Raw genomic sequence first — 24,826 nt, 5'->3', positions numbered from 1 at the left:
CATGGCGACCATCTGGCTATTCAATCCAACCACAGACTCCGGGCACAAACCTGCTATTGGCGGACAGCTATTAAACTTATCAAGTAACACTTTAACCCTGCGAAACCCCTGGGTAACAGACTCTGTATTTATGGGAAAGATTTACTGCGCAATGATTGTCGCGTCGATTATCTTCTTCTACCCATACCTACTATCCAGCGAAGCATGGGACCCATACACCTTTAGCTATACCTTTATCATCCTCACAGTAATTGGACCTTTCATCTTCCTCCCGTTTTTAGCCTATCGAATATATTTCATAAAACGCTTATCAAGCTTATGCTTCAACCGATCAACTCAGAAAATTTACTATCAGCGGTTGAGTAAGCTATTTGTCTTTGAGTGGAGCAACACGGGCGGAGGCCTTTTCAAACGCACCGAAAACGGCGGCTCATCGTTCAGCACCAGCTACGCCCTCGCCTTCGCCCCTCGCCGGGCAGATGGCAGCCTCCACCAAAAAGACTGCCTCTGGGTCGACAGCAACGAACCCACCGAACCCGGCGTGAAGCACGTCGCCGAAGTCTGGGAATACCTCCGCCATTTCATGGCTCACGGCCCGGACAAACTCCCCCCGCCCGGCGAGCCCAACTGGTGGCACAAGCCGCTGCACGCCATCTGCCTGACCCCAGCCGAAGCGTGGCGCCACTACGCTCCTTGGCGAACCGGTGAGCCCGGTGAAATGCAGGGCAAAAAGAACTGGCAATTGCCGTTCTGGGCCGTGCTGTTCCCCTATAACCTCACCGTCGCCATCTGCTGGTACGGCATCTGCCGCCTGTTCAACGTCCGAGCGGCGCCACCGCCCCCAGAAGCGTTCGAGGAAGCTCCAGCACCTTCAACCCAAAAAAGGCGCGTATGAGCGACGCTTGAGGGCGGCGGTTATCAGGCAAACTTGGCCCGCGCCGCGTGCAGCTTCTTGTAGCTCTCGATCAAGCGCAAGTGGCGATCAAGCCCTTCGAGCTTCATGCTGGTCGGGGTCAGGCCATGGAAGCGCACGCTGCCGTCCACCGAACCCAGCACCGCGTCCATGCGCGCGTTGCCGAACATCCGACGGAAGTTGGCTTCGTAGTCACCCATCTCCAGTTCGTCATCCAACTGCACTTCCAGCACCACGTTCAGCGCCTGGTAGAACAGGCCGCGCTCGACGGTGTTGTCGTTGAACTGCAGGAACGCCTCGACCAGTTCCTTGGCATCCTCGAAGCGCTGTACCGCCAGGCAGATCAGCAGTTTCAGCTCAAGGATCGTCAGTTGGCCCCAAACGGTGTTCTCGTCGAACTCCACGCCGATCAGCGTGGTGATGGTGGTGTAGTCATCCACATCGCAGTTGTCCAGGCGCTTGAGCAGCAGCTTCAGTGAGCGGCTGTCGAGGCTGTGCAGGTTGAGGATGTCGGCACGGAACGACAAGGCACGGTTGGTGTTGTCCCAGATCAGGTCCTCGACCGGGTAGATTTCCGAGTAGCCCGGCACCAGAATGCGACAAGCAGTGGCGCCCAGATTGTCGTACACCGCCATGTACACTTCCTTGCCCAGCGCCTCGAGGATGCCGAACAGCGTCGCGGCCTCCTGTTGGTTGGAGTTCTCGCCGTGGCCGGAGAAGTCCCACTCGACGAACTCGAAGTCGGCCTTGGCGCTGAAGAAGCGCCATGACACCACGCCGCTGGAGTCGATGAAGTGCTCGACGAAGTTGTTCGGCTCGGTCAGCGCGTGGCTTTCGAAGGTCGGTTGCGGCAGGTCGTTCAGGCCTTCGAAGCTGCGGCCCTGCAGCAGCTCGGTGAGGCTACGCTCCAGCGCCACTTCCAGGCTTGGGTGTGCGCCGAACGAGGCAAACACACCGCCCGTGCGCGGGTTCATCAGCGTCACGCACATGACCGGGAACTCGCCACCCAACGACGCATCCTTGACCAGTACCGGGAAGCCCTGCTCTTCCAGCCCCTGAATGCCGGCGACGATCGCCGGGTACTTGGCCAGCACCTCCTGCGGCACGTCCGGCAGGCACAGCTCGCCTTCCAGGATTTCGCGCTTGACGGCGCGCTCGAAGATTTCCGACAGGCACTGCACCTGCGCCTCGGCCAGGGTGTTGCCGGCGCTCATGCCATTGCTGAGGAACAGGTTTTCGATCAGGTTGGACGGGAAGTACACCACTTGCTGGTCGGACTGACGCACGAACGGCAGCGAGCAAATGCCCCGCGCTTTGTTGCCCGAGTTGGTGTCGTACAGGTGCGAACCACGCAATTCGCCGTCAGGGTTGTAGACCTCCAGACAATGCTCGTCGAGGATCTCGGCCGGCAACGCATCGCGCGGGCCCGGTTTGAACCACTGCTCGTTGGGGTAATGCACGAACGGCGCATTGGCCAGGTCTTCGCCCCAGAACTGGTCGTTATAGAAGAAGTTGCAGTTAAGGCGCTCGATGAACTCACCCAGTGCCGAGGCCAGCGCGGCTTCCTTGGTGGCACCCTTGCCGTTGGTGAAGCACATCGGCGACTGCGCGTCGCGCACGTGCAGCGACCAGACGTTGGGCACGATATTGCGCCACGAGGCGATTTCGATCTTCATCCCCAGCCCGGCGAGAATGCCCGACATGTTGGCGATGGTCTGCTCCAGCGGCAGGTCCTTGCCGGGGATGTAGGTGCTGGTGTCCGACACCGGCATCAGCAAGCCCTGGGCGTCGGCATCGAGGTTGTCGACCACTTCGATCACGAACTCGGGGCCGGTCTGCACCACCTTCTTGACAGTGCAGCGGTCGATGGAGCGCAGGATGCCCTGGCGGTCCTTCTCGGAAATATCCTCGGGCAACTCGACCTGGATCTTGAAGATCTGGTTGTAGCGGTTTTCCGGGTCGACGATGTTGTTCTGCGACAGGCGAATGTTTTCGGTGGGGATGTCGCGGGTCTGGCAGTACAGTTTGACGAAGTAAGCCGCGCACAAGGCCGAAGACGCCAGGAAATAGTCGAACGGGCCTGGGGCCGAACCGTCGCCTTTGTAGCGGATCGGTTGATCGGCGATCACCGTGAAGTCGTCGAACTTGGCTTCGAGACGGAGATTGTCGAGAAAATTGACCTTGATTTCCATGCGGATTTACCGTGATTTAAGCGTGCAAAACGAAATTGCCCGGCATTATCCGGGTTTTCACAACGGAAGTCCTGTTTACCTGCCCCACCCCTTCACGCCCTTGCGCATTCCACCGGATTGCTTGCCTGATCCTCTGAACCTCGCCCCGACACCAGACCAGCGGTCATCCCCCTGTGCTAGCGTTTCTTCTCTGGGGAACAACGTATTCCCGCACTGAAAAAAACAACGCGACAGCAACCGATGACTGGCAGGTGAACCATGGAACTACGCATCAACCAGAAGACCTATCAGGTCGAGGCGGACGCCGATACGCCCTTGCTGTGGGTGATCCGCGATGACCTGGGGCTGACCGGCACCAAATACGGCTGCGGCCTGGCCCAGTGCGGCGCCTGTTCGGTGCTGGTGGATGGCAACGTGGTGCGCGCCTGCGTCACCCCGGTGGCAGGCGTGGTCGGCCGCGAGGTCACCACCATCGAGGCGATCGAGGCCGATGCCGTCGGCAAACGCGTGGTCGCCGCCTGGGTCGAGCACCAGGTGGCCCAATGCGGCTACTGCCAGTCTGGCCAGGTGATGGCAGCCACTGCGCTACTAAAGCACACGCCCAAGCCTAGCGATGCGCAGATCGATGCAGCCATGGTCAACCTGTGCCGCTGCGGCACCTACAACGCCATCCATGCCGCCGTGCATGACTTGGCCCAAGGGGAGCAGGCCTGATGAACACGCCCGTCGATACCCTCGCCGAACTGCACAGGTTGCAACTGGGCGAAACGGTCAACCTGTCGCGTCGGCGCTTTCTGGCCAGCACCGCAGTCGGTGCCCTGGTACTGGGCTTCGGCCTGCCCATGGGCTCGGCTCGCGTGCAAGCTGCAGCGGCGGCAACTGCTGAGCGCGGCACCCAGGTGCCGGCGTTTCTGGAAATTCGCCCAGACGGCACGGTACGCCTGCTCAGCCCCTTCATGGAGGGTGGGCAAGGCCCGTTTACTGCCATGGCACAGATCGTCGGTGAAGAACTTGACGTCGACCCGGCTCATTTCGTGGTCGACAGCGCACCACCGGGCGAAGCCTACGTGGTGATGGAAAACGGCATGCGCATTACCGGCGGCAGCATGTCGGTACGCATGAGCTATCCGACCATGCGCCGCCTGGGCGCCCTCGCCCGAGCCATGCTGCTGCAGGCGGGCGCCGAACAGCTGGGCGTGCCGGTCGATGAGCTTTCAACCACGCCGGGTAACGTGGTACATACCACGACTGGCCGCTCCATATCCTACGGAGAACTGGCGGGGCGCGCCATGGACCTGCCCGTGCCCGACCCGGCCAGCGTCAAATTGCGCGACCCCAGCCAGTTTCGCTGGATCGGCAAGCCCGTACGCCGCCTGGATGCTTATGACAAATCCACTGGCAAGGCCCAGTACTGCATCGACATCAAGGTCGACGGCATGCTCCACGCCGCCGTGCAGCATGCGCCACGCTTGGGCATGACCGTGGGCAGCTTGCGCAACGAAGACCAGGTCAAGGCCATGAAAGGCGTGCATTCGGTGCATCAGCTGCCGGGCGCCGTGGCCGTGGTCGCAGAACGCTGGTGGCACGCCAAGCGTGCGGTGGAGGCGCTTCAAGTGGACTGGAAAGAGCCAACCGTCGACAGCAAGGTTCGGCCGATGCCGGCCGACTTTTCCAGCGACGCCTGGCGCGAACACCTCGCCACGGTCAAGGGCCCGGCCCGTGATGAAGAAAATGAAGGTGATGTGGCCAGCGCCCTGAGCAATGCCAAGACCAAGGTCGAGGCCAGCTATCACAATCAATACCTCAACCATGCCCAGCTCGAGCCGCCGTCCGCCCTCGCCCGCTTCAACCCGGACGGCACCCTGGACGTCTGGCTGCCCAACCAGGCCCCGGACATGTTCCGTGACGACATTGCCAAGCGCACCGGCCTGGAGCCTGCACAGATCAACCTGCACTCGCCGCTACTGGGCGGGTTCTTTGGCCGGCATTTCCTGTACGACTCGGCCAACCCTTACCCGCAGGCCATTGCGTTGGCCAAAGCCGTTGGCCGGCCGGTAAAGCTTATCTGGAGCCGCGAAGAAGAGTTCCTGCGTGATGTACTGCGCCCGGTTGCCGTGGTGAAGTTCCGCGCCGGGCTGGATGCCGACGGCATGCCAGTGGCCCTCGAAGCGATAAGCGCCACCGAAGGCCCAACCGAGGCCATCGCAGGCAAACAGGGGGACAAGATCGACCCGACCGCGCTTGAGGGGCTGTCGGGCAAGGCCTACGCCATCGCCAACAAGCGCATCGCCCAGATCTACGTCAAAGGCCCAGCCATGCTCGGCTACTGGCGCTCTGTGGGCAATTCGCTGAACGACTTCTTCTACGAGTCATTCCTCGACGAGCTGGCTGACAAAGGCGGCAAGGACCCGTTCGAACTGCGCCTTCACCTGCTGCGCGACAACCCACGCCTGACCCACCTGCTGAACGCGGTCGCCGACTTGTCCGGTGGCTGGAAGCGTGGGCCGTTCACCGCCGAAGACGGTAGCAAGCGCGCACGCGGTGTGGCCATGGCCTCACCGTTCGGCTCGGAGGCTGCGGTCATTGCCGAGGTGTCCATCGACAACGGCCAGGTCAAGGTACACGACATCTGGCAGGCCATCGACCCGGGCAGCATCGTCAACCCGGCGATCATCGAGCACCAGGTCAATGGCGCCGTCGCCCTTGGCCTGTCGCAGACGCTGGTGGAAGAAGCGGTGTACGTGGACGGCAAGCCGCGCGCGCGCAATTACGACCTGTACCCGATCCTGCCGCCTGCGCGCATGGCCCGGGTGCATGTGCGCATCGTCGAAAGCGGGGCGAAGATGGGCGGCATTGGCGAACCACCGTTGCCGGCCGTGGCCCCGGCGGTGGCCAACGCGGTCGCGCAGCTCACCGGCCAACGCGTACGCAGCTTGCCATTGAGCCGCCATACCTTCAGCTGATCGCACAAGGGACGCCCCATGACCCATCGTTTCGCAAGAACCGCTGGCTGGCTGGCGCTGCCGTGCCTGGTCGCGGCAGGCCTGCTGGCCTGGTATGTCACCCGTGAGCCTGCTTCGCCGTTCGCCGAAGCCCAGGCCCAGGCGCAGGCGCAGGCCACCGAAGCCGACCCGGCGCTGATCAGCCGCGGCGAGTACGTGGCCCGGCTTAGCGACTGCGTGGCCTGCCACAGCCTGCCAGACGGCAAACCGTTTGCCGGCGGGCTGGAGATGGCCACCCCACTGGGGGCAATCCACGCCACCAACATCACTCCCGATCGCGACAAGGGTATCGGCAACTACAGCCTGGCCGACTTCGACCGCGCCGTGCGCCAAGGTGTCGCGCCCGGTGGTCGACGGCTGTACCCGGCGATGCCCTACCCGTCCTATGCCAAGCTCACTGATGACGATGTAAAGGCGCTGTACGCCTTTTTCATGCACAGCGTGCAACCGGTGCAGCAGACCAACCTGGCCAGCGACATCCCCTGGCCACTGAACCTGCGCTGGCCAATCGCCTTGTGGAACGGGCTGTTCGCTGCCACAACGCCTTACGCCGACAAGGCCGGGCAAGATGCGCAATGGAACCGTGGCGCCTACATCGTCCAGGGGCCTGGCCACTGCGGCAGTTGCCATACACCGCGCGGCCTGGCGTTCAACGAGAAGGCACTGGATGACAGTGGCAAGCCGTTCCTGGCTGGCGCCTTGCTCGACGGCTGGTACGCACCTAGCCTGCGCGCCGACCACAACACCGGGCTGGGGCGCTGGAGCGAGGCTGAGATTGCGCAGTTTCTGAAGACCGGGCGCAACCGGCATGCCGTGGTATTTGGTTCGATGACCGAGGCGTTCAACAACTCCACGCAATTCATGCATGACGATGACCTGGCCGCCATCGCCCACTACCTGAAGTCCCTGCCCGGTGACCCACAGCGTGACGGCGCGCCGTGGCAATACCGGGCCGAATCGGCAGCTGCGCAGCTCGACAGCCCTGGGGCGCATGCCTATGTGACCCGCTGCGCCTCCTGCCACGGCCTGGACGGCAAAGGCCAGGCCGAATGGATGCCGCCGTTGGCCGGGGCAACCTCGGCACTGGCCAGGGAGGATGCCTCGGCCATCAATATCACCCTCAACGGTTCGCAGCGGGTGGTGGCTGCCGGGGTGCCGGATGCCTATCGCATGCCGGCTTTTCGCGAACAGATGAGTGATCAGGAGATTGCCGAAGTGCTGAGCTTCGTGCGTACGGCATGGGGTAACCAGGGTGGCGCGGTGAACGCGCAAGCAGTGGGCAAGCTGCGAGGGCATACCAACCCGGCCAGTAGCAGCCCGATCATCTTGCATATGCGCTGAATCGGACAACTTTTGAACACCTAGGTTAATGGAGCCCCAATGGAAAGCATCGACCTGCTGGTCCTGCGCACTACCCGTGACTGGCTTGCAGCCGGCCACCGCGCCCTGCTCGCCACGGTCGCCCGCACCTGGGGCTCATCCCCGCGCCCGGTCGGCTCGATGATGGCCCTGCGCAGTGACGGTCGAATGGTCGGCAGTGTTTCCGGGGGCTGCATCGAGGACGACCTCATCCATCGCTACACCCGTGCATACGAAGGCCCCGGCATGCCCGCCAGCCAGCCCCAGGTCGTGCGCTATGGCGTCAGTGCCGACGAGGCCCACCGCTTCGGCCTGCCCTGTGGAGGTACCCTCGAACTGGTGCTGGAGTTCACCCCTTCGCTGGAGCACCTTGAACAACTGCTGGCCTGCCTCGACCGCGCAAGCCTGGTACGCCGTGACCTGAACCTGCGAAGCGGCGAAGCCAGCCTCTGCGCCACGGGCTTGCCTGAACTGTTCAGCTTCGATGGCCAGCGCATGCTCAGCACCCTCGGCCCAGGCTACCGCCTGCTGCTGATCGGTGCCGGCGCACTGGCCGAGTACCTCGCCACCATGGCCCTGTTCAACGGTTTCAGCGTTTCGCTGTGCGACCCGCGCCCGGAGTACACGGCAGGCTGGAATGTTGCCGGGGTCAACTTGCTGCCTGGCATGCCAGACGACGTGGTCCGCGCCTTCGCCGCTGACGTTCGCAGCGCCATCGTCGCCGTCAGCCACGACCCAAAACTGGATGATCTGGCCCTGCTCGAAGCGTTGCACAGCCCGGCGTTCTACATTGGCGCCATCGGTTCGCGGCGCAACAGCCAATTACGCCGTGAACGGCTGATCGAGCACTTCGGTGAGAGCGAAGCTTCGCTGCGGCGCTTGCACGGCCCGATTGGCATCTACATCGGCAGCAAGACCCCAGCGGAAATTGCAGTCAGCGTCATGGCCGAGATCCTCGCGGCGAAGAACAACGTCAGTTTGCCTGGGGCAGTCAACGTCACCCAAGCCAAGGAAGCAGAACGATTGGCACGGTCCCTGTAGAAGCGCGCACCTGCGCGTTACTGCCACCGCTCCAGGTTCTGCTTCAGCAAATGATCGGGCAGCGCTCCGGCAACTATCTTCGCCATTTCCCGCGCCAGCGCCTCACGCAACTGCGGCAGGTTACAGGGCGAATCATGCGAAATCGCCAGGTACAACCCTTCGCTGGACACTGGCGGCTGCAACACCTGCACAGTGGCTGCGATGCCCAAGGTACGCGCCAGCGCCATACCAGGGTACTGCTCGTACACCACGTAATCGCTGCGCTTGTGCATCAGCTTCTCGAACGCCTGCCGGGCGCTGGGCACCGCTTCAAGGGTTAGGTTGGCCCGGGCGTATTCATCGAACTGCTGGCCATGGCTGTTGTTGACCAGAGTGCCGCCCTTGTGGCCCTTGAGGTCGGCCCATTGTCGGTAGGCAAAGGCATTGTCCTGGCGCACCCAGACCACGCTGGGGGTATGCAGGAATGGCGGGGCAATGAAGTCCATCTGCAGCCGGCGTGCTTCGGTCAGGAAATACCCGGCCAGCAAATCGATCCGACCGGTGCGCACCTCTTCCTGGGCTCGCGACCACGGCCCGCCGTAAACCACTTCGATATCCAGCCCCAACTGCTTGCCCAAGTACTTGAGCAGGTCAGCATTGGCACCGATCAATTGCTGGGGGTTTTGCGGGTCGCGCCACAAGTACGGCGGGTATTCAGGATTGCCGGTCGCGGTGAGCCGTCGGCATGCATCATCCGCTACCGCAGCCAGGGGCAGCGGCAACAGGCACAACAGTAGCAAGGCGCGGCGAAAGCAACGCTCGATCATCTACGACCCTCGGCACATGTACATCCGGCGACCCGACATGGTGGCCAAAGGCTGCCACCTACTGTGGTCGGCTGCAGCAATCATCTGTGCGTCTTCTAGGCAGTCTGGACCATCAGCGGCCAATAGACGGGCCTTTCATCGGCCAGCAGAAAAACCGCCGGAGGATAGACAATGAGGGCCCGCACAGTTGACTGGAATCCGGCCTTTTCAGGCCCCCTGCCGCCGCATTGCCAGGATCGCCGCGCCAAAACCGATAAAGGTGGTGCCCACCACCCGGCTCACCCAGCGCGACAGCGAAGGTCGGGTCAACACACCCTTGGCCCGCGCAGCCAGGGCGGCATACAAGCTCAGTGAAGTAAGCGACAAGGCCACGAAAATGCCTGTCAAGGTCAGGAACTGCGGTAATAACGCCGCGCCCTGGTCGATGAACTGCGGGAACAGCGCGGTGAAGAACATGGTCGCCTTGGGGTTGGTCACCGCCGTCAGAAAGGCCGACTTGAACAGTTTCAGCGGCGTAGGCCTTGCCTTGGCTGCACCCTCTGCGGCGCCCTGCTCCAGCATCGGGCTTTTTTTCAACAACTGCCGCACCCCCAGGTAAAACAGGTAGCCTGCCCCCAGGATTTTCACGGCATTGAACAGCACTTCAGAACTGGCCAGCAATGCGCCCAACCCCAACATGGCCGCGGCCGACAGACAGAACAGGCCCGTGCCATTGCCCAGCGACGACCAGATCGCGCTGCGCTGGCCATGGGCCAGACTGTTGTTGATGGCCATCAAGGTGGCAGGGCCAGGGCTGGCGATCGCGATGGCGGCGACCAGGGTAAACGCAAACAGCGAGTGAGAATCCATTTCAGGCTCGACAAACAATCAGGAAAGGTTGCGTGAATGGCACGCAGGCTCAGTCGGCATTCTGCCGCTTGGCCGCCTTCTTGGCGATAGCCTTCATTCGCGTCGCCGCCCGCTGCACAGTGGCCATCTTCTCGGGGCGCTTCATGCCCCGCCACTTGCGGATTTCGTCACGGGTGCGGCCGCAGCTCACGCACAGCTCGCTGTTCAGCTGGCATAAAGAGACGCAAGGGTTGTCGATGTCTTTGGCCATGCCACCACTCAGCCGGGCATTTCCGCCCGAGCACGTTCGGCGGCGCTGTGAAACACCTGGCGTACTTCTTCGGCCTTGGCCTTGCTGACCGACCTGGCAGCCAGCAGCTCATCGACCACACGAATGCACTGGCCCAGGGCGGTGTCCAGTTGTTCAAGGTCGGAGGCGTCAGCGATATCACCCAGATAAGGAGCGATGAGGTACACGTAACGGTCCTGCAGCTTGAGCGCTGCCAGCGCGTCGAGGGCTTTCTGGAACCGATCGGCAGCGGCAGGGCTCATGCTCAATTTATCGAAATGAATCAGGCTCACACGGTCAGTGGCCATTATGACGAATCTCCGTTTCCTGGTACGGCCAGGGCCGCAAGCAGCAGCGCTTCTACGGTGCTCGTATGTGCGGGCCCGGGTAATGCCCATCAGGTTACCAGAAGCCGAGGCAGAAAGGGCCACTGCCCCCAGAACTAAAAGTATTTGCCAAGTCGCGTAATGGACGCCCCAGGGCGCTATGGGGACAGGCGTCGCCTTTTCCGGCGCAGGATAATCGCGCCAGCACTCCACCCCGCCGAAGCCTTCATCGCGCTCGGTAGCCCATACAACAACAAGCCTGCATACGCAGGTAAACCACAAAGGGGCCTCATCATTCATGGCAAAGGAACACATCACCGAAACACTCGATCTTGGCGTGACAGACCCCTCGAAAACCGCAGAAGCCCGCCAGGACCGACATTTCGAGGGCAAACTCGACTGGATCGTCTTTGGCTTCACCAGCCTCCTGGCCATCGCATTCGTGCTCTGGGGCTTCCTCAACCAGGCCAGCCTGGCCAGCAGCGCCTCCAGCGCGCAATCCTGGGTCATTCTCAATTTTGGCTGGTTCTTCGTGCTCACTTCCACCCTGTTCGTGGTGTTCGTGCTGTGGCTGGCCGCCAGCCGCTACGGCAGAATTCCGTTGGGCCGTGATGGCGAACAGCCGGAGTTCCGCACGGTGTCCTGGGTAGCAATGATGTTCAGCGCAGGCATGGGGATCGGCCTGATGTTCTTCGGCGTGGCCGAGCCACTGTCGCACTACGTATCGCCGCCGCCCGGTTCGGCCAGCGGGCAGACCAGCGAAGCGATGCAGGTGGCGATGGCCACCACCCTGTTCCACTGGACCCTGCACCCCTGGGCCATGTACGCCATCGTCGGCCTGGTGATCGCCTACGGCACCTTCCGCCGTGGCCGCTCGCAGTTGATTTCCGCAGCCTTCCGGCCGCTGATCGGCAAGCACGCCAACGGCCCACTCGGCCGCCTGATCGACATGATGGCGATTTTCGCCACGCTGTTCGGCTCGGCCGCCTCGCTGGGCCTGGGTGCGCTGCAGATTGCCGGCGGCCTGGAATACAACGGCTGGATCGAAAGCCCCGGCAAGCTGTTCTACATCTCGATCATCACCCTGCTGACCATTGCCTTCGTCACCTCGGCGGTGTCGGGCATCGGCAAGGGTATCCAGTGGCTTTCCAACACCAACATGGTGCTGGCGCTGGTGCTGGCGGTGTTCGTGTTCATGGTCGGGCCAACCCTGTTGATGCTCAACCTGCTGCCGACATCGCTCGGCATCTACATCAAGATGCTCCCGGAAATGATGGCCCGCACCAACGCCAGTGGCGGCGAGCAGATGAACAACTGGCTGGCCGGCTGGACCGTGTTCTACTGGGCCTGGTGGATTTCCTGGACGCCATTCGTGGGCATGTTCATCGCCCGCATCAGCCGCGGCCGCACCATCCGCCAGTTCGTTACAGGGGTGCTGCTGGTGCCGAGCCTGGTCAGCCTGGTGTGGTTCACCATCTTCGGCGGCGCCGCCATCGATGCCGTGCGCGAGGGTGCCCTCCAATTGGCCAACGGTGCGGTCAACAGCAACCACGCGTTGTACCAACTGCTGGACAGCTACCCGCTGGCCTCGGCGACTTCGGTGCTGGTGATGATCCTGGTAGGCATTTTCTTCGTCTCGGGAGCCGATGCAGCCTCGCTGGTGATGGGCACGCTATCGGAACACGGCACCACCGCGCCATCACGGCGCACGGTAATTTTCTGGGGCGCGCTGACCGGGACGGTGGCGGCGATCATGCTGGCGATTGGCGACCCGCGTGACCCCGGCGAGGCACTGACCGGGCTGCAGAACCTGACCATCGTCGTCGCCTTGCCGTTCGTGATGGTGATGGTACTGCTGTGCCTGGCGCTTTACCGCGACCTGCGCAAGGACCCGATGATGCTGCGTCACCTGCGCGGCAACGAACTGATCGAAAAAGCCGTGCTGTATGGTGCGGTAAAGCATGGTGAGGAATTTTACATTGTGGTGCAGGAAAAGAAGGCTTCGACAAAGCCGGTAACGGCAGCGAACGAAGTTTCCCAAACCTGACCCTGCAAGGCTGGGCGGTCCCCTGTCGAAACGGCCTTGTGTCACCTAAAGGGGCTGCGAGGCGGGGACTTAAGCAGAACCTGCCTCAACCCTTCAATGCCGCCTCTATCTTGGCCACATCGATCTTGCCCATCTGCATCATGGCCTCGAACGCCCGCTTGGCCGCCGCACGGTCGGGGTGGCCGATGGCTTCGATGAGGACACGTGGGGTAATCTGCCACGAAATCCCCCATTTGTCCTTGCACCAACCACACACGCTGGCCTCGCCACCGTTGCCGACAATGGCATCCCACAAACGGTCGGTCTCGGCTTGGTCCGCGGTGCTGACCTGGAACGAAAACGCCTCGCAGTGCTTGAAGGTCGAACCACCGTTGAGCCCGACGCAAGGAATGCCCATTACCGTGAACTCCACGGTAATCACATCGCCCTGCTTGCCTGAAGGGTAATCGCCGGGTGCCTGGTGCACCGCGACCACCTGGCTATCGGGGAAGGTTCGGGCATAGAAGTTCGCCGCTTCTTCGGCATCGTGGTCATACCACAGGCAGACGGTATTCTTGGCAGTCATGGTCCTGGCTCCCTGAAAGGGTGTGAACCCATGAGTCTAGCTGCAACTTAATAGCCCGAAAAAAAAGCGCTCCATGCGGAGCGCCAAAATATTCACCCAAACCAAAGGAGCAACAAGGCTGCCAAGGTGAATTCACAGGATCGAAAGCGGGTATTCCACGATCAGCCGTACTTCGTCCAGGTCCGACTCGAAGGCCGTGGCCCGGGTGGTGGCCTGGCGCACGCGCAATGACAGGTCCTTGGCTGCGCCGGTCTGCACCACGTACTTGACCTCGATGTCACGTTCCCAGCGCTTCTGGTCGGTCAGTGGGTTGCCGTCGCCGTCGCGGCGCATGTAGGTGGCGTTGGCATTGGAGTAGTCGGCGTCTGTGCCCTTGCCGTAGCGCGTCATGAACGACAGGCCAGGCACGCCATAGGCGGCCATGTTCAGGTCGTAACGCAGCATCCACGAGCGCTCCTTGGGCGAGTTGAAGTCGCTGTACTGGATAGAGTTGTCGAGGAAGATCGAGTCGGACTGGCGCAGGTAGTCGAAGTCATCGTCGCCGTTGTTGCGCTGGTGAGTCAGCGCCAGGGTGTGAGCGCCAAGGCGCACGCCGACCTTGGCGCTCCAGATGTCATTGTCGAAGGCACCCAGGCGCCGCTGCCCTTCATCAACCGCCTTGTAATAGTTGAAACCGCCAAGCAGGGCCAGCTCATCGCTCAACGGCCAGCTCAGGCTGGTGCCGGCGTAGTACTGGTTCCACACATCCTTGAGCCGGCTGCTGAACAGGCTGACGCTGACATGGTCATTGAGCGTGTAGTCACCACCGCCATAGGCAATCCACGGCGAATCGACCGGGCCGCCGTAGAAGGTCACGAAGTTTTCCCGCAGGTCGCTGGACATTGGCTGGCTCATGGCGTGCAAACGCCCGGCCTGCAAGGTCAGGTCCTTGATGCTGGTGTTCTCCAGGGTCACGCCACGGAAGCTTTCCGGCAGTAGCCGCGAGTCGCCTGCCGCCACCACCGGGTTGGCCGGGAACACATCGCCTACCTTCAGGACCGTGTCGAACAGGCGCACCTTGGCCGCGCCACCTATCTTGGTGTATTCGTCACGGGCCTGGCCATCACGGTCAACGGGCATTACATCGAAAGAGCTACGCCCGCCGTTGCGACCGCCGCCGGTGTCGAGCTTGAGGCCAAGCATGGCGAACGCATCCAGGCCAACACCGACAGTACCCTGGGTGAAGCCCGACTCGAAGCGGGTAATCACAGCGTGAGCCCAGGCTTCGGAGTAGCCATTGTCAGGCTGCTTGTTGGGGTTGTGCGTGGGGGCGGCGGAATCGCGGTTGTCGCGGTTGAAGTAGAAATTGCGGTTGAGCACGCTGAGGGTACTGCCCTCGACAAAGCCTTCAGCGCTTTCTTCTGCGGCCATGGCCTGGTTGCCAACGCTGGCCAGTGCCAGGCAAGCCGCCAGTTTCAGGGGTGATCTGCGGGTCATCCGATGCTCCTTGAACGTCGCATTTGTTGTTATGTCGGCGGGCCGAGATTGACGGCCGGCAGATAACGCCAAGGTGATCGGCGCATTACAATTGCGTCATCGACAAGGCAATGCCCTGGGTCGGGCCTTGCAACATCCTGCAGACATTTCCGACGTCAGGTAGTGAACCTGCTTACAAAAAAACGGTCTTTGGCTGACGGTCAACTCACCGACCGGTTCATCGGCCCAGTCACCGGGCCTACTTTTGTCCTGTTTCAGCGAAGACCCAACATGCCCGATTCCCGCCCAATTGCTTCCGTCCTCCCTGCCCTGCGCGGCGGCCTGATTGCCGCCCTGGTGACCCTTGCCGCACCGGTGCACGCCGAAGAGCCTGCCAGCGATGCACGCTGGGTCAGCGACAGCCTGAGCACCTACGTGCGCAGCGGCCCGACGGATGGCCACCGCATCGTCGGAACGCTCAAGTCCGGGCAAAAACTCACCCTGATCGGCAGCCAGGGCAACTACAGCCAGGTGCGCGGGCAGAACGGCGATGTGGTGTGGATTCTCAGCAACGACCTGCAGGCGGTTCCTGGACAGAACGAACGCCTGCCGATGCTCGATGCCCAGGTCGTGGAACTGACCGGGCAGCTGAAGACCATCGACGACAGCTGGAAAAACCGCGTGCAGGGCATGCAGGAAACGCTCGATTCGCGCAAACAGCTGATCGACGAACTGGAGGCGCGCAACAAGGCGCTGAACGAGCAGCTGGACCAAAGCCAGTCGGAGCTGCGCGATACCCAGGCGCGCCTGGGGGATGAGAACAAGCAGGTGATGATGCGCTACATGGTGTATGGCGGCAGCATTGCTGGTGCGGGTTTGCTGGCGGGGTTGATCCTGCCGGCGCTGACCCGGGGACGCAAGAAGAACGATCGCTGGTTCTGACGGCGGGGCCATCCTGCACGGGCCTCTTCGCGGGTTTACCCGCGAAGAGGCCCGTACGAGCTTATTTGCTACGAGCCTTGTTATAGATGGTCTTGGCTTGGTCCGCAGAGGCCTGACATTGAGCCATGTCACCCTTGCTCTGAGCATCTTTGGCATTTTGCAGATGAACTTTGAAGTCATGGGCCATGCCGCCATGCATCGCCTGACCACTGGCTTTATGGAAATCCTCCAGTTCCTTGATCTTGGCCGCACAGTTGCTTGCTGGGTCTGCGTGTGCGGCAAAAGCGAGGACGGAGGTAATCACCAGCAAGGGTATGCATTTCATGGATTTCATGGAGCGTTCTCCTGGAAAACCGTAAGGTTCGTCGAGGCCTATTCGGCTCGGCGCAGCCAAAAGCATAGTCGGCCCATGCCTGCACCGCACCACGTCAGCTCAGCGGTTGCCCGGCCTCGGCGAACAGGAAATCGATGAACACCCGCACCCGCAATGGCATGTGCCGTGCCTGCGGGTAGATCAACATGAAGGGCCGAGAGGTGCCGCCAAACGCCGTCAGCACCTCGACCAGTTCGCCGCTGACCAATGCGTCTTGCACAGTAAAGCGATAAGCCTGCATCAGCCCGCCGCCGTGGCGCACCAGCGTGGCCGTGGCTAGAAAGTCGCCCAGGCAGGTGAACGCCCCCTGCGTTTCCACTTCCACCTGACGACCATCCTGGCGAAAGGTCCACGGCGGGCGGCGGCCACTGCTGGGCATTTCAAACTGGATGCACTCGTGGTGCTGCAAGTCCTGTGGCACCTGCGGCATGCCGGCACCGGCCAGGTAGCCCGGGGTGGCCACCACCACCAGCTCGGCATCCTCAAGCCGACGCGCCACCAGCCGTGAGTCGGCCGGTTCGCGGCCACGAATGGCCAGGTCGAAGGGTTCCTCGGCAAAATCGACGTTGCGGTTGCTGACATGCACGTCCACCCGCACCTGCGGGTAGCGCTGGCGAAAGCGCGGCAGCAGCGGCAGTAACCGATGATGGGCATAGGGCGTGGGCGCACTGATGCGCAGTAAGCCACTGGGCTCGATCTGCCCACCCGTTACCTGGCGTTCGGCTTCGACCAGTTGCCCTAGCGCCTGTCGGCATTGCAGGTAATAGGCATGGCCCGCTGCGGACAGGCGAATTTGCCGCGTGGTACGGACAAACAACCGTACCCCCAGGCGCTCCTCCAGACGCGCCACGTTGCGGCTGACCGCCGCCGGCGTGACGCCGGCCAGTGCGGCTGCGGCAGTGAAGCTGCCACTGTCGGCGGCCAGGCAGAACAGCTCAAGGCTACCCAGTTGCAAGTCATCGAAATGGCGGGGCATGGCGGCTCAATTAATTACATGGTGTATCGATTGAAATGCCTCGCGCCTTATTTTTCAAGCATCGGTAGCCAATTACAGTGAGTCCACATCGAGCCGATGGCTCAATTCACTGGAGACCAAGCACATGAACAAGCCACGTACCGTCATCATCACTGGGGCCTCCAGCGGCCTGGGTTTTGCCCTGGCCGAGGCCTTCCTGGAACGCGGCGACAACGTCGTCGGCAATGCCCGCAGCGAGGCACGCCTGGAGCAGGCCGCCGCTCGCCTCGGCAACGCTTCGCGGTTTATTGGCGTAGCGGGTGACATCGCCGAACCGGCCACGGCGCAACGCTTGTTCGCCAAGGCCGCTCACACCTTTGGCGGTGTGGACATCCTGATCAACAACGCCGGCATTTTCATTGCCAAACGGTTTGCCGAATACACTGCAATGGATGTGGACGCGTTGGTCGGCACCAACCTCAAAGGCTTTTTCTACCCAGCCCAGGAAGCAGCGCGGATCATGACCCAGCAAGGGCATGGGCAGATCATCGCCATCACGGCCTCCATCGCCCTGCAGCCGGATACCCGCGTACCAGCCCTGCTGCCGGTGTTGGTAAAAGGCGGCCTGAACCAGGCGGTCAAAGGCCTGGCGCTGGAACTGGCGGCCAGCGGCGTGCAGGTGAATGCCGTGGCGCCGGGGATCATCGAGACCCCCCTGCATGGCGACAATGTTCAGGGGATGGGCGCACTGTCGCCAAGCGGCCGCACCGGTTCGCCCCAGGACGTGGTGGACGCGGTGTTGTACCTGGCCGATTCACGCTTCGTCAGCGGCGTCATCCTGCCGGTGGATGGCGGCAGTACCGCCGGCACATGGCATTGACCCGAGGAGCAAGCAACCATGCCTTATGTCCATATTCGCGTAACCGATGAAGGGGTGAGCGCTGAGCACAAGCGCCAGTTGATCGAACAGACGACCCGTATGCTGCAGGAGGTGCTGGGGAAGCCGCCTGCCAGTACCTTTGTGGTGATCGAGGAGGTGCCAACCGATAACTGGGGTGTCGGTGGCGAGACCGTGACCGCAGTCCGGGCGCGAGAGCGGCGTTGAGGCCTGGGGCCGCCGAGCGGCCCCTATTGCCGTAACCGCTCCAACGCTTGCAGCACATACCCCGTGGCCCGCTCTGCCTGCCCCGCCCGGCAAGCAATGCCCAACTGCCGCCACAACCCCGGCCGCAATGGCCGGCGAGCAATACGCCGGTCCAGCTCGGCCGCCTCCCCCTCCTGCGGCAACAGCGTCGCCCCGTAGCCGGCGCCGACCAGGCTCTTGATCGCATCGTTGTAGTTCAGCTCGATGCGCGGCGTGGGGTACAACCCCGCTGTCGCGAACCATTCCCCGGTCACCCGTGACAGCTGGGTAGTGCTGTCGTTGAGAATCAATGCCCGCTGCGCCAACCAGCCCGGCGTGACCCTTGCCGGTGGCTGCCAGTCGGCCGGCACATAGGCAAGAATCGGGTCGCGCCGCCAGGGGGTGACCATCAGCCCTTTGCCGGCCACCTGCGGCAAGGCCACCAGGCCGATATCCAGCGTGCCTTCACGCAGGCGCGTGAGCGAGGCCTGTGAGGTCAGCACCTGTACCTGCACGTCGATCCCGGGGTGCTCCATGCGCAGCCGCGCCAAGGCTTGTGGCAGCAAATGGGCGATGGCGCCGGTAGAAGCGCCCAGGCGCACCCGCCCAGTCAACCCCTCGACCTGCCGGCGTACTTCGTCCAGCGCCAGGTCGGCGTCCGCCAACAGGCGGCGGGCACGTAGCAGCAGTGTTTCGCCGATGGCCGTGGGCCGCACCTGACCACGGGTGCGGGTAAGCAACGGGGCCCCCACTCGCGCCTCCAGTTCAGCCACGTGCAGGCTGATGGTGGGCGGCGCCAGGTTGAGCTGGCGGGCGGCCTCGGCAAATGAACCCAGGTCGGTGATGACCACCAACGTGCGGAGGCGGTCGAGGCTGATTTCGCGCATGGTCGGATCAATTCAGAAAAAATGAACATGTCGATCATCATATTCAAATTTTCATTAGCAAAGCCACAGGCGAGCATAGGCCATCCTTCCCCAACCGGACCCCGACCATGCACACCCCTGTTGTCTTCATCGATGGCGACCAAGGCACCACCGGCCTGCAAATTCATGCCCGCCTGCAGGGCCGTGGCGACCTGCGCCTGCTGACCCTGCCCGAGGCCGAGCGCAAAGACCCGCAACGCCGCCGCGAGGCGATCAACAGCGCCGACATCGCGCTGCTGTGCCTGCCCGACGATGCTGCACGTGAGGCCGTGGCAGCAATCAGCAACCCACACGTGCGGGTGATCGACGCCAGCTCCGCGCACCGCATCACGCCAGGCTGGGTGTATGGCCTGCCGGAACTTGACGAGCGACAAGCCGAGCGTATCGCGAACAGCAAGCGGGTCAGCAACCCAGGTTGCTACCCCACGGGTGCCATCGCCTTGCTACGGCCGCTGGTCAAGGCTAGCCTGTTGCCTGCAGATTACCCACTGAACATCCATGCCATCTCCGGCTACTCCGGCGGCGGGCGCACTGCGGTGGAGCGGCATGAACAACCCGGCGCGGGCAAAGCCCCGGCCTTGCAGTTGTATGGCCTGGAACTGGCGCACAAGCACGTGCCGGAAATTCAGCAGCACGCAGGGCTGTCGGCGCGGCCGATGTTCATGCCCGGTTACGGCGCCTACCGCCAAGGTATCGTGTTGAGCATTCCACTGCAGCTGCGCCTGCTGCCTGGGCAGGTCAACGCCGAACAGTTGCAGGCCTGCCTGGAGCAGCATTACCAGGGTGCCCGGCACGTCCAGATGATGCCCTTGCACCAGCACGGCGCTGCGGCAAACCTCGACCCCGAGGCATTGAACGACAGCAACAACCTGCGCCTGGCGCTGTACGCCAACCCCGAGCATGGCCAGGTCCTGCTCACCGCCGTGTTCGACAACCTGGGTAAAGGCGCCTCGGGTGCTGCGGTGCAAAACCTCGACCTGATGCTCGGTGCATTACAGGCACAAGGCTGATACGGCAAAACCGGTTAGACTGTACAACCCGCGCCAACACAGCGCGGGCTGTAATCTCACCCGCCGGAGCCTGCCCCCCGATGTTCATCCTGAGCCGCCTCGACAGCGTGCCGCCCGAATCTTTCCAGAACCAGATCCGCGAGCTGGTAATCCACAATGTCGGCGAACTGAGCAGTGTCGCCATCACTGCCGACAACCCGCTGTACCCGCTATACCAGTACGGCGTCGGCATGGAAGTGCACCAGTACCTGCAAGCACTGGACGGCAACCGTGGCCTGGCCGTTGCGCTCACCCTGGCGCTGGATGCCGAAGCACCGGACCAGTTGCTGGGCTTTGCCCTGTCTCTGCCAGCCGAGGACGACCAGCAGGCCTGTGCACTGGCATTCCTGGCCGTGCGCCCCAGCCACCGCCGCCAGGGCATCGCCCGCGCCTTGCTGGACGACTTGCGAGCTCGCCATGCCTGTGTAGAACTCAATGCCTTCGCCAGCCAGGTGCCGTGGTTCGAGGCCATGGGTATGCAGGCGGTGGCCGCCAATGGTCCGCAAGTGCTGATGAGTAGCACCGGGCAAGCCAGCGGCGCATTGATAGGGCGATTGGACATTGCGCCGATTTATCAGACGGCTGAAGTGCTGCAGATTCATACCTACCTGCTTAACCAGCAAGGTGAGGATGCGATGATCGAAGCGGAGCAGATGCGCGATGAGCGGCTGGATGAATTGGCCGCTCAAGCCCAGGAATGTGTGCGGCAGCGCAAAACCGTGCATTGAGCGTAGGGCTTCATCGCGGGCATGCCCGCGAGAAGCCCCATTGCCCCGTCAACCGTGTACCCAGCGTCGATGCAGCCCACGCGCCAGGGCATCCAGCACAAACCCCAGCACGCCAATCAGCAGCACCATCGCCATCAGCTCGGAGTACGCCAGCCGGTCGCGGGTATCGAGAATGAAATACCCAAGCCCCGCACTCACGCCCAGCATTTCGCACGGTACCAGCACGATCCACAGAATACCGATGGCCAGACGCACCCCGGTCAGCACATGGCCGATCACCCCCGGCACGATCACCTTGCACAAGGTCTCCCAACGCGTGGCGCTCAAGCTGCGGCTCAGTTGCAGCCAGCGTGGGTCCAGTTGCCGTACCCCTGCCGCGGTGTTCAGCAAGATCGGCCACAACGCGGCAAACGCCAGCAGGAAGTAGATCGGCTGGTCACCCACACCCATCAGCATCACCACCACCGGCATCCACGACAATGGCGAGATCATGCGCAAAAACTGGAACGCCGGCGTGGTCGCCGCCTCCAGGTGCCGGTAGCTGCCAACCAGCAAGCCCAACGGTACCCCTATCAGCAGCGCCAGCAGCAGCCCGACCAGGATACGCTTGAGGCTGACCCAGATATGCCCGTAGACCTCGCCCTGCCCCAACAGCTCGACCAGACTGGCCAAGGTAGCCGCCGGTGAAAAGCGCGCCGACAGGCCGTCGGCCTGGCCGAACATGGCAACACCGGCCCACCACAACAGCAACAAGGCCAACAACCCGGCCAGCCCAAGGCCGGCATGTACGACATGGGTGCGCATCAGACCGCGAACTCCTCGCTACGCTCGAAGTTGTCGGCAATGCCGAACACCGACGGGCCGCCGACTGCAGCGATGGCATTGCGCACGAAGCGATCGTCGACCAGGTCGCGGGCGGTCTGCGCCGGGTCCAGCCCGGCCAGGAAGCCGTTGTCGCCTTCGATCAGGGTGGTTTTCAGGCGCTTGACCAGCTCTTCGGTGTAGCTCGGGAACGGGTATGGCTGGAAGTCGATGCGTTTTTCGTCCCACTGCTGATGGCGAATGGCGCCACTGGCAATATAGCCTGCACGGTCCTCGGCGGCAGGCGCCAGAACCTTGGCCAACACCGCAGGCTCGTGCGGGGTGTACTTGTTGGGGCCGGCCTTGGACAGCAAGGCCGCGGCCTCGGCGCGGTGGTCGCGGGTCCAGTGCTGGGCCTTGACGATGGCGTTGACCACCTTCTGCGACCACTCTGGACGGTTGTTCAGGTCATGTTCGTGCATGAACACCACGCAGCAGGCGTGATTGCGCCACACATCGCCGGTAAAGCGCTGCACGCGGCCAACCTTGAGGTTTTCGGCCAGGGCATTGAACGGCTCGGCAACGATGTAGCCGGCGATGCGCTTGCTGGCCAGCGCCGGTGGCATGTCGGACGGCGGCAGCACCAGCAGGTTGACTTCGTTGGCAGCTAGCTGCGCATTGGCCGGCTTCGACACCGGCGACAGACCATTGTCGTTGAGCATCTGCTGCAGTACCACGTTGTGGATCGAATACCAGAACGGAATCGCCACGGTCTTGCCACCGAGCTGTTTCATGTCGGTGATATCGGGCGCCACGGTCAGCCCCGAACCGCCCACATGGTTCCAGGCCACCACTTTGGCCGGCACTTTGCTGCCATAGCGCGCCCATACGGTCATCGGCGATAACAGGTGGATGACGTTGACCTGGCCCGAGATGAACGCCTCGATCACCTGCGCCCAACTGCGCAGCAGCACCGGGCGCTCGGCCTTGATGCCTTCGGCCTCGAACAGCCCGTTGTTATGCGCCACCAGCAGTGGCGTGGCGTCGGTGATCGGCAGATAGCCGATGCGCACCGGTGCGTCCGGCTCGGCGGCGGCGCGGGCCTGCAAGCTCGACAGCAACGGCAGCGCACCGGCGGCGGTAAGCATGGCTCCGAGTTTGAGAAAATCACGACGCGATGAAGTGGAACAGCAGTCATCCATGCACATGGACAGCCTCCGAGGGCAACGGGGTTGAGGTAGGTTCGACTGTGCGGCTTGCCCGCCGAAGGGTTTTGAGAATTTCGATGCGCAAGGCGCCCAGTTCTTCGATCCGCTGCGCGCGCGGTTGCGCCAGGTCGATGTGCCATTGGCCGAGGATGTGCGCTGGGTGGTTGCCCAGTAGCAGAACCCGGTCGGACAGCAGCAGGGCTTCGTCGATATCGTGGGTAATCAGCACCGCCGCCGTGTTGTGGGTAGCGATCAGTTGCAGCAGCAGTTGCTGCATGTCGGCCCGGGTCACTTCGTCCAGCGCGCCGAACGGCTCGTCGAGCAGCAGTACTTCAGGCTGGCGGGCCAGACAGCGGGCCAGCGCGGTACGCTGGGCCATGCCGCCAGACAGCTGCGCCGGGTACTGGCCACGGGCATGCTCAAGGCCGACAGCGGCAATCGCATGATCGATGCGTGCACGCCGCTCGGCAGCAGCCAGTTTGGGCTGACGGGCGAAGTCCAGGCCAAAGGCAACGTTCTTCTCCAGGCTAAGCCAAGGCAGCAGGCTCGGGTCCTGAAAAGCCACCGCCAGGCGCGGGTGCGGCCCCTGCAGCGGCTGACCGTGCAGGCTCACGCGACCGCCACGGGGCTGCTGCAAGCCTGCCAGCACCCGCAGCAGGCTCGACTTGCCGACGCCGCTGGGGCCAAGGATGCTCACGACTTCGCCCGGCGCCAGCTGCAGGTCGAACTGCGCCAGCACTTCCTGCCAGCCACCTTCGCGTGGGTAGCCCAGGCTGATGTCACGGGCCTCGAGCAACACTGCGCTCATGCGGCGCCCGCCTGGCGTTGCAGTTCGGCGCGCAGTTGCACCAAGCTGGGGGTGACGATCGGCACGAAGGCCGACTCACGCCAGCGACGGGCAAAGCCTTCGCCATACTCGCTGAGATAAGCCTTGCCACCACTGGCCTGCAACTCCAACTGCACGGCGTCGGCGGCACATTCAGCCAAGGTGATGCGCAGCTTGAACAAGGCCGCTGGGTGTTGCTGGAAGCGGCCTTCGAGCAGGCCCTGCTTGAGCTCGCTGACGGTATTTTCCAGGCGCTCGCTGAGCACCTGACGGGCTTCGTCGAGGAACGAGGTGCGCCCATGCAAGTGCGCCTGAACCTCTTCCAACGCCCGTCGCGCCAGGCCGATGGCCATGCCGCACTGCAGCGCCAGGAACGCCGGGCGTACCCGTGGCAAGAATTCGCGGGCATTTTCATGCAGCAGCCAATCACGCGCCAGCGGCACCTGGTGAAACGCCAGTGCTGCCGTGTTGCTCGACTGCAGCCCCATCAGTTGCAGGTCGTCAGAGCGCTCCAGGCCCTGGGCATTGGAAGGAATCGCCAGTACGAACGGCGCGCCACCGGCTTCATCTTCGATGGCCGCCGCCACCACGAAGCCGCTCTTGCGCAGGTTGGTCACCCAATGCAGGCGCCCTTCCAGCTGCCAGCCATCGGCTGCCGGGCGGCCACGCACCTGCAGCGCTTCGATGCCGGACAGAAACTTCATGGCGTTGGACAGCCCGGTGGCACCGGCCAGTTCGCCCGTCAACAAGCCCGGCAGCAGGCGCTCGCGCAGGGCGTGGTTGGGGCTGTGCAACAGGTATTCGATGAAGGCGCGCTGGCCCCAGCAGACGAACGCCGCCGCCAACGATCGGCTGGCAATAGCGGCGATTGCCTCGACAGCGTCGGTCACCCGCCCGCCTGTGCCACCCTGCGCCGGGTCGACACCTATGCGCAGCAACTGCGACTCGGCAATCTGCGCCAGCACCTGTTGCGGTTCGCACAGGCCCCGGTCGATGGCCTCGGCATTGGCATCCAGCCATTGTCGAAATGCACAATCTTGCATGGTCTTGCTCCTTTTGGAACGCCGGGGCC

Annotated in this window: 25 protein-coding genes; 11 read left to right on the top strand and 14 right to left on the bottom strand. The window is 63.0% G+C overall.

Annotation, left to right across the window (positions count from 1 at the left end; genetic code table 11):
• Nucleotide 1 precedes the first annotated feature (1 nt).
• Nucleotides 2-895 carry a DUF6708 domain-containing protein gene (locus tag ACNQP3_RS11445; RefSeq protein ID WP_264317042.1) on the top strand — a complete coding sequence of 298 codons (894 nt, stop codon included), beginning with the start codon at nucleotides 2-4 and terminating at the stop codon, nucleotides 893-895.
• A gap of 23 nt (nucleotides 896-918) precedes the next feature.
• On the opposite strand, the gene ACNQP3_RS11440 is transcribed toward ACNQP3_RS11445, so the two are convergent.
• Complete coding sequence (locus ACNQP3_RS11440; RefSeq protein WP_060494370.1) at nucleotides 919-3,105, bottom strand: OsmC domain/YcaO domain-containing protein; 2,187 nt, start codon at nucleotides 3,103-3,105, stop codon at nucleotides 919-921.
• 258 nt (nucleotides 3,106-3,363) lie between these two features.
• On the opposite strand from ACNQP3_RS11440, the gene ACNQP3_RS11435 reads away from it, so the two are divergent.
• From ACNQP3_RS11435 to ACNQP3_RS11420, 4 genes are read left to right on the top strand one after another with little or no spacing between them, the layout of a single operon-like run.
• On the top strand, nucleotides 3,364-3,819 hold the full coding sequence (locus tag ACNQP3_RS11435; RefSeq protein WP_012271943.1) for a (2Fe-2S)-binding protein: 456 nt from the start codon (nucleotides 3,364-3,366) through the stop codon (nucleotides 3,817-3,819).
• Nucleotides 3,819-6,068 (top strand): xanthine dehydrogenase family protein molybdopterin-binding subunit, encoded by a 2,250-nt coding sequence (locus tag ACNQP3_RS11430; RefSeq protein WP_264317041.1) that lies wholly within the window; start codon nucleotides 3,819-3,821, stop codon nucleotides 6,066-6,068. Before ACNQP3_RS11435 ends, ACNQP3_RS11430 begins: the two co-directional genes overlap by 1 nt.
• Before the next feature lie 18 nt (nucleotides 6,069-6,086).
• Nucleotides 6,087-7,448: a c-type cytochrome gene (locus tag ACNQP3_RS11425; protein ID WP_264317040.1), complete on the top strand. Its 1,362-nt coding sequence runs from the start codon at nucleotides 6,087-6,089 to the stop codon at nucleotides 7,446-7,448.
• A gap of 39 nt (nucleotides 7,449-7,487) precedes the next feature.
• A complete protein-coding gene (locus tag ACNQP3_RS11420) occupies nucleotides 7,488-8,507 on the top strand; it encodes an XdhC family protein (RefSeq protein ID WP_264317039.1) in 1,020 nt (339 codons plus the stop codon).
• Nucleotides 8,508-8,524: 17 nt separating this feature from the next.
• Here ACNQP3_RS11420 and ACNQP3_RS11415 read toward each other — a convergent pair whose 3' ends face one another.
• From ACNQP3_RS11415 to ACNQP3_RS11400, 4 genes are all read right to left on the bottom strand, one after another.
• On the bottom strand, nucleotides 8,525-9,313 hold the full coding sequence (locus ACNQP3_RS11415) for a substrate-binding periplasmic protein (RefSeq protein WP_060515310.1): 789 nt from the start codon (nucleotides 9,311-9,313) through the stop codon (nucleotides 8,525-8,527).
• Nucleotides 9,314-9,520: 207 nt separating this feature from the next.
• Nucleotides 9,521-10,162 (bottom strand): LysE family translocator, encoded by a 642-nt coding sequence (locus ACNQP3_RS11410; RefSeq protein WP_012271938.1) that lies wholly within the window; start codon nucleotides 10,160-10,162, stop codon nucleotides 9,521-9,523.
• 49 nt (nucleotides 10,163-10,211) lie between these two features.
• The gene (locus ACNQP3_RS11405) at nucleotides 10,212-10,412 is read right to left on the bottom strand and encodes a DUF1289 domain-containing protein (protein WP_012271937.1); all 201 of its coding nucleotides are present in this window, start codon (nucleotides 10,410-10,412) and stop codon (nucleotides 10,212-10,214) included.
• Nucleotides 10,413-10,420: 8 nt separating this feature from the next.
• Nucleotides 10,421-10,738, bottom strand: a complete 318-nt coding sequence (locus ACNQP3_RS11400; protein WP_012271936.1) for a hypothetical protein — start codon at nucleotides 10,736-10,738, stop codon at nucleotides 10,421-10,423.
• A 316-nt stretch (nucleotides 10,739-11,054) separates the two neighbouring features.
• Between ACNQP3_RS11400 and ACNQP3_RS11395 the strand changes: the two genes are divergently transcribed.
• Nucleotides 11,055-12,803 (top strand): BCCT family transporter, encoded by a 1,749-nt coding sequence (locus ACNQP3_RS11395; RefSeq protein WP_179026962.1) that lies wholly within the window; start codon nucleotides 11,055-11,057, stop codon nucleotides 12,801-12,803.
• 85 nt (nucleotides 12,804-12,888) lie between these two features.
• Here ACNQP3_RS11395 and ACNQP3_RS11390 read toward each other — a convergent pair whose 3' ends face one another.
• On the bottom strand, nucleotides 12,889-13,368 hold the full coding sequence (locus ACNQP3_RS11390; RefSeq protein ID WP_060515312.1) for a VOC family protein: 480 nt from the start codon (nucleotides 13,366-13,368) through the stop codon (nucleotides 12,889-12,891).
• Between the two features lie 132 nt (nucleotides 13,369-13,500).
• Complete coding sequence (locus ACNQP3_RS11385; protein WP_264317038.1) at nucleotides 13,501-14,844, bottom strand: OprD family porin; 1,344 nt, start codon at nucleotides 14,842-14,844, stop codon at nucleotides 13,501-13,503.
• A gap of 270 nt (nucleotides 14,845-15,114) precedes the next feature.
• Between ACNQP3_RS11385 and ACNQP3_RS11380 the strand changes: the two genes are divergently transcribed.
• On the top strand, nucleotides 15,115-15,765 hold the full coding sequence (locus ACNQP3_RS11380) for a TIGR04211 family SH3 domain-containing protein (RefSeq protein WP_012271932.1): 651 nt from the start codon (nucleotides 15,115-15,117) through the stop codon (nucleotides 15,763-15,765).
• Between the two features lie 61 nt (nucleotides 15,766-15,826).
• Here ACNQP3_RS11380 and ACNQP3_RS11375 read toward each other — a convergent pair whose 3' ends face one another.
• Both ACNQP3_RS11375 and ACNQP3_RS11370 read right to left on the bottom strand, forming a co-directional pair.
• A complete protein-coding gene (locus tag ACNQP3_RS11375; RefSeq protein ID WP_012271931.1) occupies nucleotides 15,827-16,099 on the bottom strand; it encodes a hypothetical protein in 273 nt (90 codons plus the stop codon).
• Nucleotides 16,100-16,193: 94 nt separating this feature from the next.
• A complete protein-coding gene (locus tag ACNQP3_RS11370; protein ID WP_264317037.1) occupies nucleotides 16,194-17,114 on the bottom strand; it encodes a LysR family transcriptional regulator in 921 nt (306 codons plus the stop codon).
• Nucleotides 17,115-17,238: 124 nt separating this feature from the next.
• On the opposite strand from ACNQP3_RS11370, the gene ACNQP3_RS11365 reads away from it, so the two are divergent.
• Both ACNQP3_RS11365 and ACNQP3_RS11360 read left to right on the top strand, forming a co-directional pair.
• A complete protein-coding gene (locus tag ACNQP3_RS11365) occupies nucleotides 17,239-17,973 on the top strand; it encodes an SDR family NAD(P)-dependent oxidoreductase (protein WP_060494376.1) in 735 nt (244 codons plus the stop codon).
• Nucleotides 17,974-17,991: 18 nt separating this feature from the next.
• Entirely contained in the window at nucleotides 17,992-18,198 is a 207-nt protein-coding gene (locus ACNQP3_RS11360; protein ID WP_012271928.1) for a tautomerase family protein, read from the top strand.
• 23 nt (nucleotides 18,199-18,221) lie between these two features.
• Here ACNQP3_RS11360 and ACNQP3_RS11355 read toward each other — a convergent pair whose 3' ends face one another.
• Nucleotides 18,222-19,103 carry a LysR family transcriptional regulator gene (locus ACNQP3_RS11355; RefSeq protein ID WP_012271927.1) on the bottom strand — a complete coding sequence of 294 codons (882 nt, stop codon included), beginning with the start codon at nucleotides 19,101-19,103 and terminating at the stop codon, nucleotides 18,222-18,224.
• Between the two features lie 107 nt (nucleotides 19,104-19,210).
• On the opposite strand from ACNQP3_RS11355, the gene argC reads away from it, so the two are divergent.
• Together argC and ACNQP3_RS11345 are read left to right on the top strand one after the other, a co-directional pair.
• Nucleotides 19,211-20,152 carry an N-acetyl-gamma-glutamyl-phosphate reductase gene (gene argC / locus ACNQP3_RS11350; RefSeq protein WP_264317036.1) on the top strand — a complete coding sequence of 314 codons (942 nt, stop codon included), beginning with the start codon at nucleotides 19,211-19,213 and terminating at the stop codon, nucleotides 20,150-20,152.
• Nucleotides 20,153-20,232: 80 nt separating this feature from the next.
• Nucleotides 20,233-20,919, top strand: coding sequence for a GNAT family N-acetyltransferase (locus ACNQP3_RS11345; RefSeq protein ID WP_012271925.1), 687 nt, complete (start codon nucleotides 20,233-20,235; stop codon nucleotides 20,917-20,919).
• Nucleotides 20,920-20,967: 48 nt separating this feature from the next.
• Here the strand turns inward: ACNQP3_RS11345 and ACNQP3_RS11340 are convergent, their stop codons facing one another.
• Genes ACNQP3_RS11340 through ACNQP3_RS11325 form a run of 4 tightly spaced genes read right to left on the bottom strand, consistent with a single transcriptional unit; the run spans nucleotide 20,968 to nucleotide 24,797 of the window.
• Nucleotides 20,968-21,723, bottom strand: coding sequence for an ABC transporter permease (locus ACNQP3_RS11340; protein ID WP_060493298.1), 756 nt, complete (start codon nucleotides 21,721-21,723; stop codon nucleotides 20,968-20,970).
• Nucleotides 21,723-22,928 carry an ABC transporter substrate-binding protein gene (locus ACNQP3_RS11335; RefSeq protein ID WP_012271923.1) on the bottom strand — a complete coding sequence of 402 codons (1,206 nt, stop codon included), beginning with the start codon at nucleotides 22,926-22,928 and terminating at the stop codon, nucleotides 21,723-21,725. Before ACNQP3_RS11335 ends, ACNQP3_RS11340 begins: the two co-directional genes overlap by 1 nt.
• The gene (locus tag ACNQP3_RS11330) at nucleotides 22,915-23,736 is read right to left on the bottom strand and encodes an ABC transporter ATP-binding protein (protein WP_012271922.1); all 822 of its coding nucleotides are present in this window, start codon (nucleotides 23,734-23,736) and stop codon (nucleotides 22,915-22,917) included. The genes ACNQP3_RS11335 and ACNQP3_RS11330 overlap by 14 nt, the downstream gene beginning before the upstream one ends.
• Complete coding sequence (locus ACNQP3_RS11325; RefSeq protein ID WP_179026957.1) at nucleotides 23,733-24,797, bottom strand: acyl-CoA dehydrogenase family protein; 1,065 nt, start codon at nucleotides 24,795-24,797, stop codon at nucleotides 23,733-23,735. The genes ACNQP3_RS11330 and ACNQP3_RS11325 overlap by 4 nt, the downstream gene beginning before the upstream one ends.
• Between the last annotated feature and the right edge of the window lie 29 nt (nucleotides 24,798-24,826).

The sequence above is a fragment of the Pseudomonas sp. LFS074 genome (assembly GCF_047978165.1).
Classification (GTDB): Bacteria; Pseudomonadota; Gammaproteobacteria; order Pseudomonadales; family Pseudomonadaceae; genus Aquipseudomonas; species Aquipseudomonas putida_P.
Note: the sequence above shows the minus strand (reverse complement) of the source record. Positions and strands in the feature narration are given on the sequence as shown.

What these genes read in the sequence shown, in the direction of transcription:
- ACNQP3_RS11385 (WP_264317038.1), bottom strand. Translation starts at nt 14,844, where the DNA reads ATGACCCGCAGATCACCCCTGAAACTGGCGGCTTGCCTGGCACTGGCC.
- ACNQP3_RS11325 (WP_179026957.1), bottom strand. Translation starts at nt 24,797, where the DNA reads ATGCAAGATTGTGCATTTCGACAATGGCTGGATGCCAATGCCGAGGCC.
- ACNQP3_RS11435 (WP_012271943.1), top strand. Translation starts at nt 3,364, where the DNA reads ATGGAACTACGCATCAACCAGAAGACCTATCAGGTCGAGGCGGACGCC.
- ACNQP3_RS11420 (WP_264317039.1), top strand. Translation starts at nt 7,488, where the DNA reads ATGGAAAGCATCGACCTGCTGGTCCTGCGCACTACCCGTGACTGGCTT.
- ACNQP3_RS11360 (WP_012271928.1), top strand. Translation starts at nt 17,992, where the DNA reads ATGCCTTATGTCCATATTCGCGTAACCGATGAAGGGGTGAGCGCTGAG.
- ACNQP3_RS11415 (WP_060515310.1), bottom strand. Translation starts at nt 9,313, where the DNA reads ATGATCGAGCGTTGCTTTCGCCGCGCCTTGCTACTGTTGTGCCTGTTG.
- ACNQP3_RS11380 (WP_012271932.1), top strand. Translation starts at nt 15,115, where the DNA reads ATGCCCGATTCCCGCCCAATTGCTTCCGTCCTCCCTGCCCTGCGCGGC.
- ACNQP3_RS11335 (WP_012271923.1), bottom strand. Translation starts at nt 22,928, where the DNA reads ATGTGCATGGATGACTGCTGTTCCACTTCATCGCGTCGTGATTTTCTC.
- ACNQP3_RS11345 (WP_012271925.1), top strand. Translation starts at nt 20,233, where the DNA reads ATGTTCATCCTGAGCCGCCTCGACAGCGTGCCGCCCGAATCTTTCCAG.
- ACNQP3_RS11355 (WP_012271927.1), bottom strand. Translation starts at nt 19,103, where the DNA reads ATGCGCGAAATCAGCCTCGACCGCCTCCGCACGTTGGTGGTCATCACC.
- ACNQP3_RS11395 (WP_179026962.1), top strand. Translation starts at nt 11,055, where the DNA reads ATGGCAAAGGAACACATCACCGAAACACTCGATCTTGGCGTGACAGAC.
- ACNQP3_RS11375 (WP_012271931.1), bottom strand. Translation starts at nt 16,099, where the DNA reads ATGAAATCCATGAAATGCATACCCTTGCTGGTGATTACCTCCGTCCTC.
- ACNQP3_RS11445 (WP_264317042.1), top strand. Translation starts at nt 2, where the DNA reads ATGGCGACCATCTGGCTATTCAATCCAACCACAGACTCCGGGCACAAA.
- ACNQP3_RS11400 (WP_012271936.1), bottom strand. Translation starts at nt 10,738, where the DNA reads ATGGCCACTGACCGTGTGAGCCTGATTCATTTCGATAAATTGAGCATG.
- ACNQP3_RS11430 (WP_264317041.1), top strand. Translation starts at nt 3,819, where the DNA reads ATGAACACGCCCGTCGATACCCTCGCCGAACTGCACAGGTTGCAACTG.
- ACNQP3_RS11330 (WP_012271922.1), bottom strand. Translation starts at nt 23,736, where the DNA reads ATGAGCGCAGTGTTGCTCGAGGCCCGTGACATCAGCCTGGGCTACCCA.
- ACNQP3_RS11340 (WP_060493298.1), bottom strand. Translation starts at nt 21,723, where the DNA reads ATGCGCACCCATGTCGTACATGCCGGCCTTGGGCTGGCCGGGTTGTTG.
- ACNQP3_RS11370 (WP_264317037.1), bottom strand. Translation starts at nt 17,114, where the DNA reads ATGCCCCGCCATTTCGATGACTTGCAACTGGGTAGCCTTGAGCTGTTC.
- ACNQP3_RS11410 (WP_012271938.1), bottom strand. Translation starts at nt 10,162, where the DNA reads ATGGATTCTCACTCGCTGTTTGCGTTTACCCTGGTCGCCGCCATCGCG.
- ACNQP3_RS11390 (WP_060515312.1), bottom strand. Translation starts at nt 13,368, where the DNA reads ATGACTGCCAAGAATACCGTCTGCCTGTGGTATGACCACGATGCCGAA.
- ACNQP3_RS11405 (WP_012271937.1), bottom strand. Translation starts at nt 10,412, where the DNA reads ATGGCCAAAGACATCGACAACCCTTGCGTCTCTTTATGCCAGCTGAAC.
- ACNQP3_RS11440 (WP_060494370.1), bottom strand. Translation starts at nt 3,105, where the DNA reads ATGGAAATCAAGGTCAATTTTCTCGACAATCTCCGTCTCGAAGCCAAG.
- ACNQP3_RS11365 (WP_060494376.1), top strand. Translation starts at nt 17,239, where the DNA reads ATGAACAAGCCACGTACCGTCATCATCACTGGGGCCTCCAGCGGCCTG.
- ACNQP3_RS11425 (WP_264317040.1), top strand. Translation starts at nt 6,087, where the DNA reads ATGACCCATCGTTTCGCAAGAACCGCTGGCTGGCTGGCGCTGCCGTGC.
- argC (WP_264317036.1), top strand. Translation starts at nt 19,211, where the DNA reads ATGCACACCCCTGTTGTCTTCATCGATGGCGACCAAGGCACCACCGGC.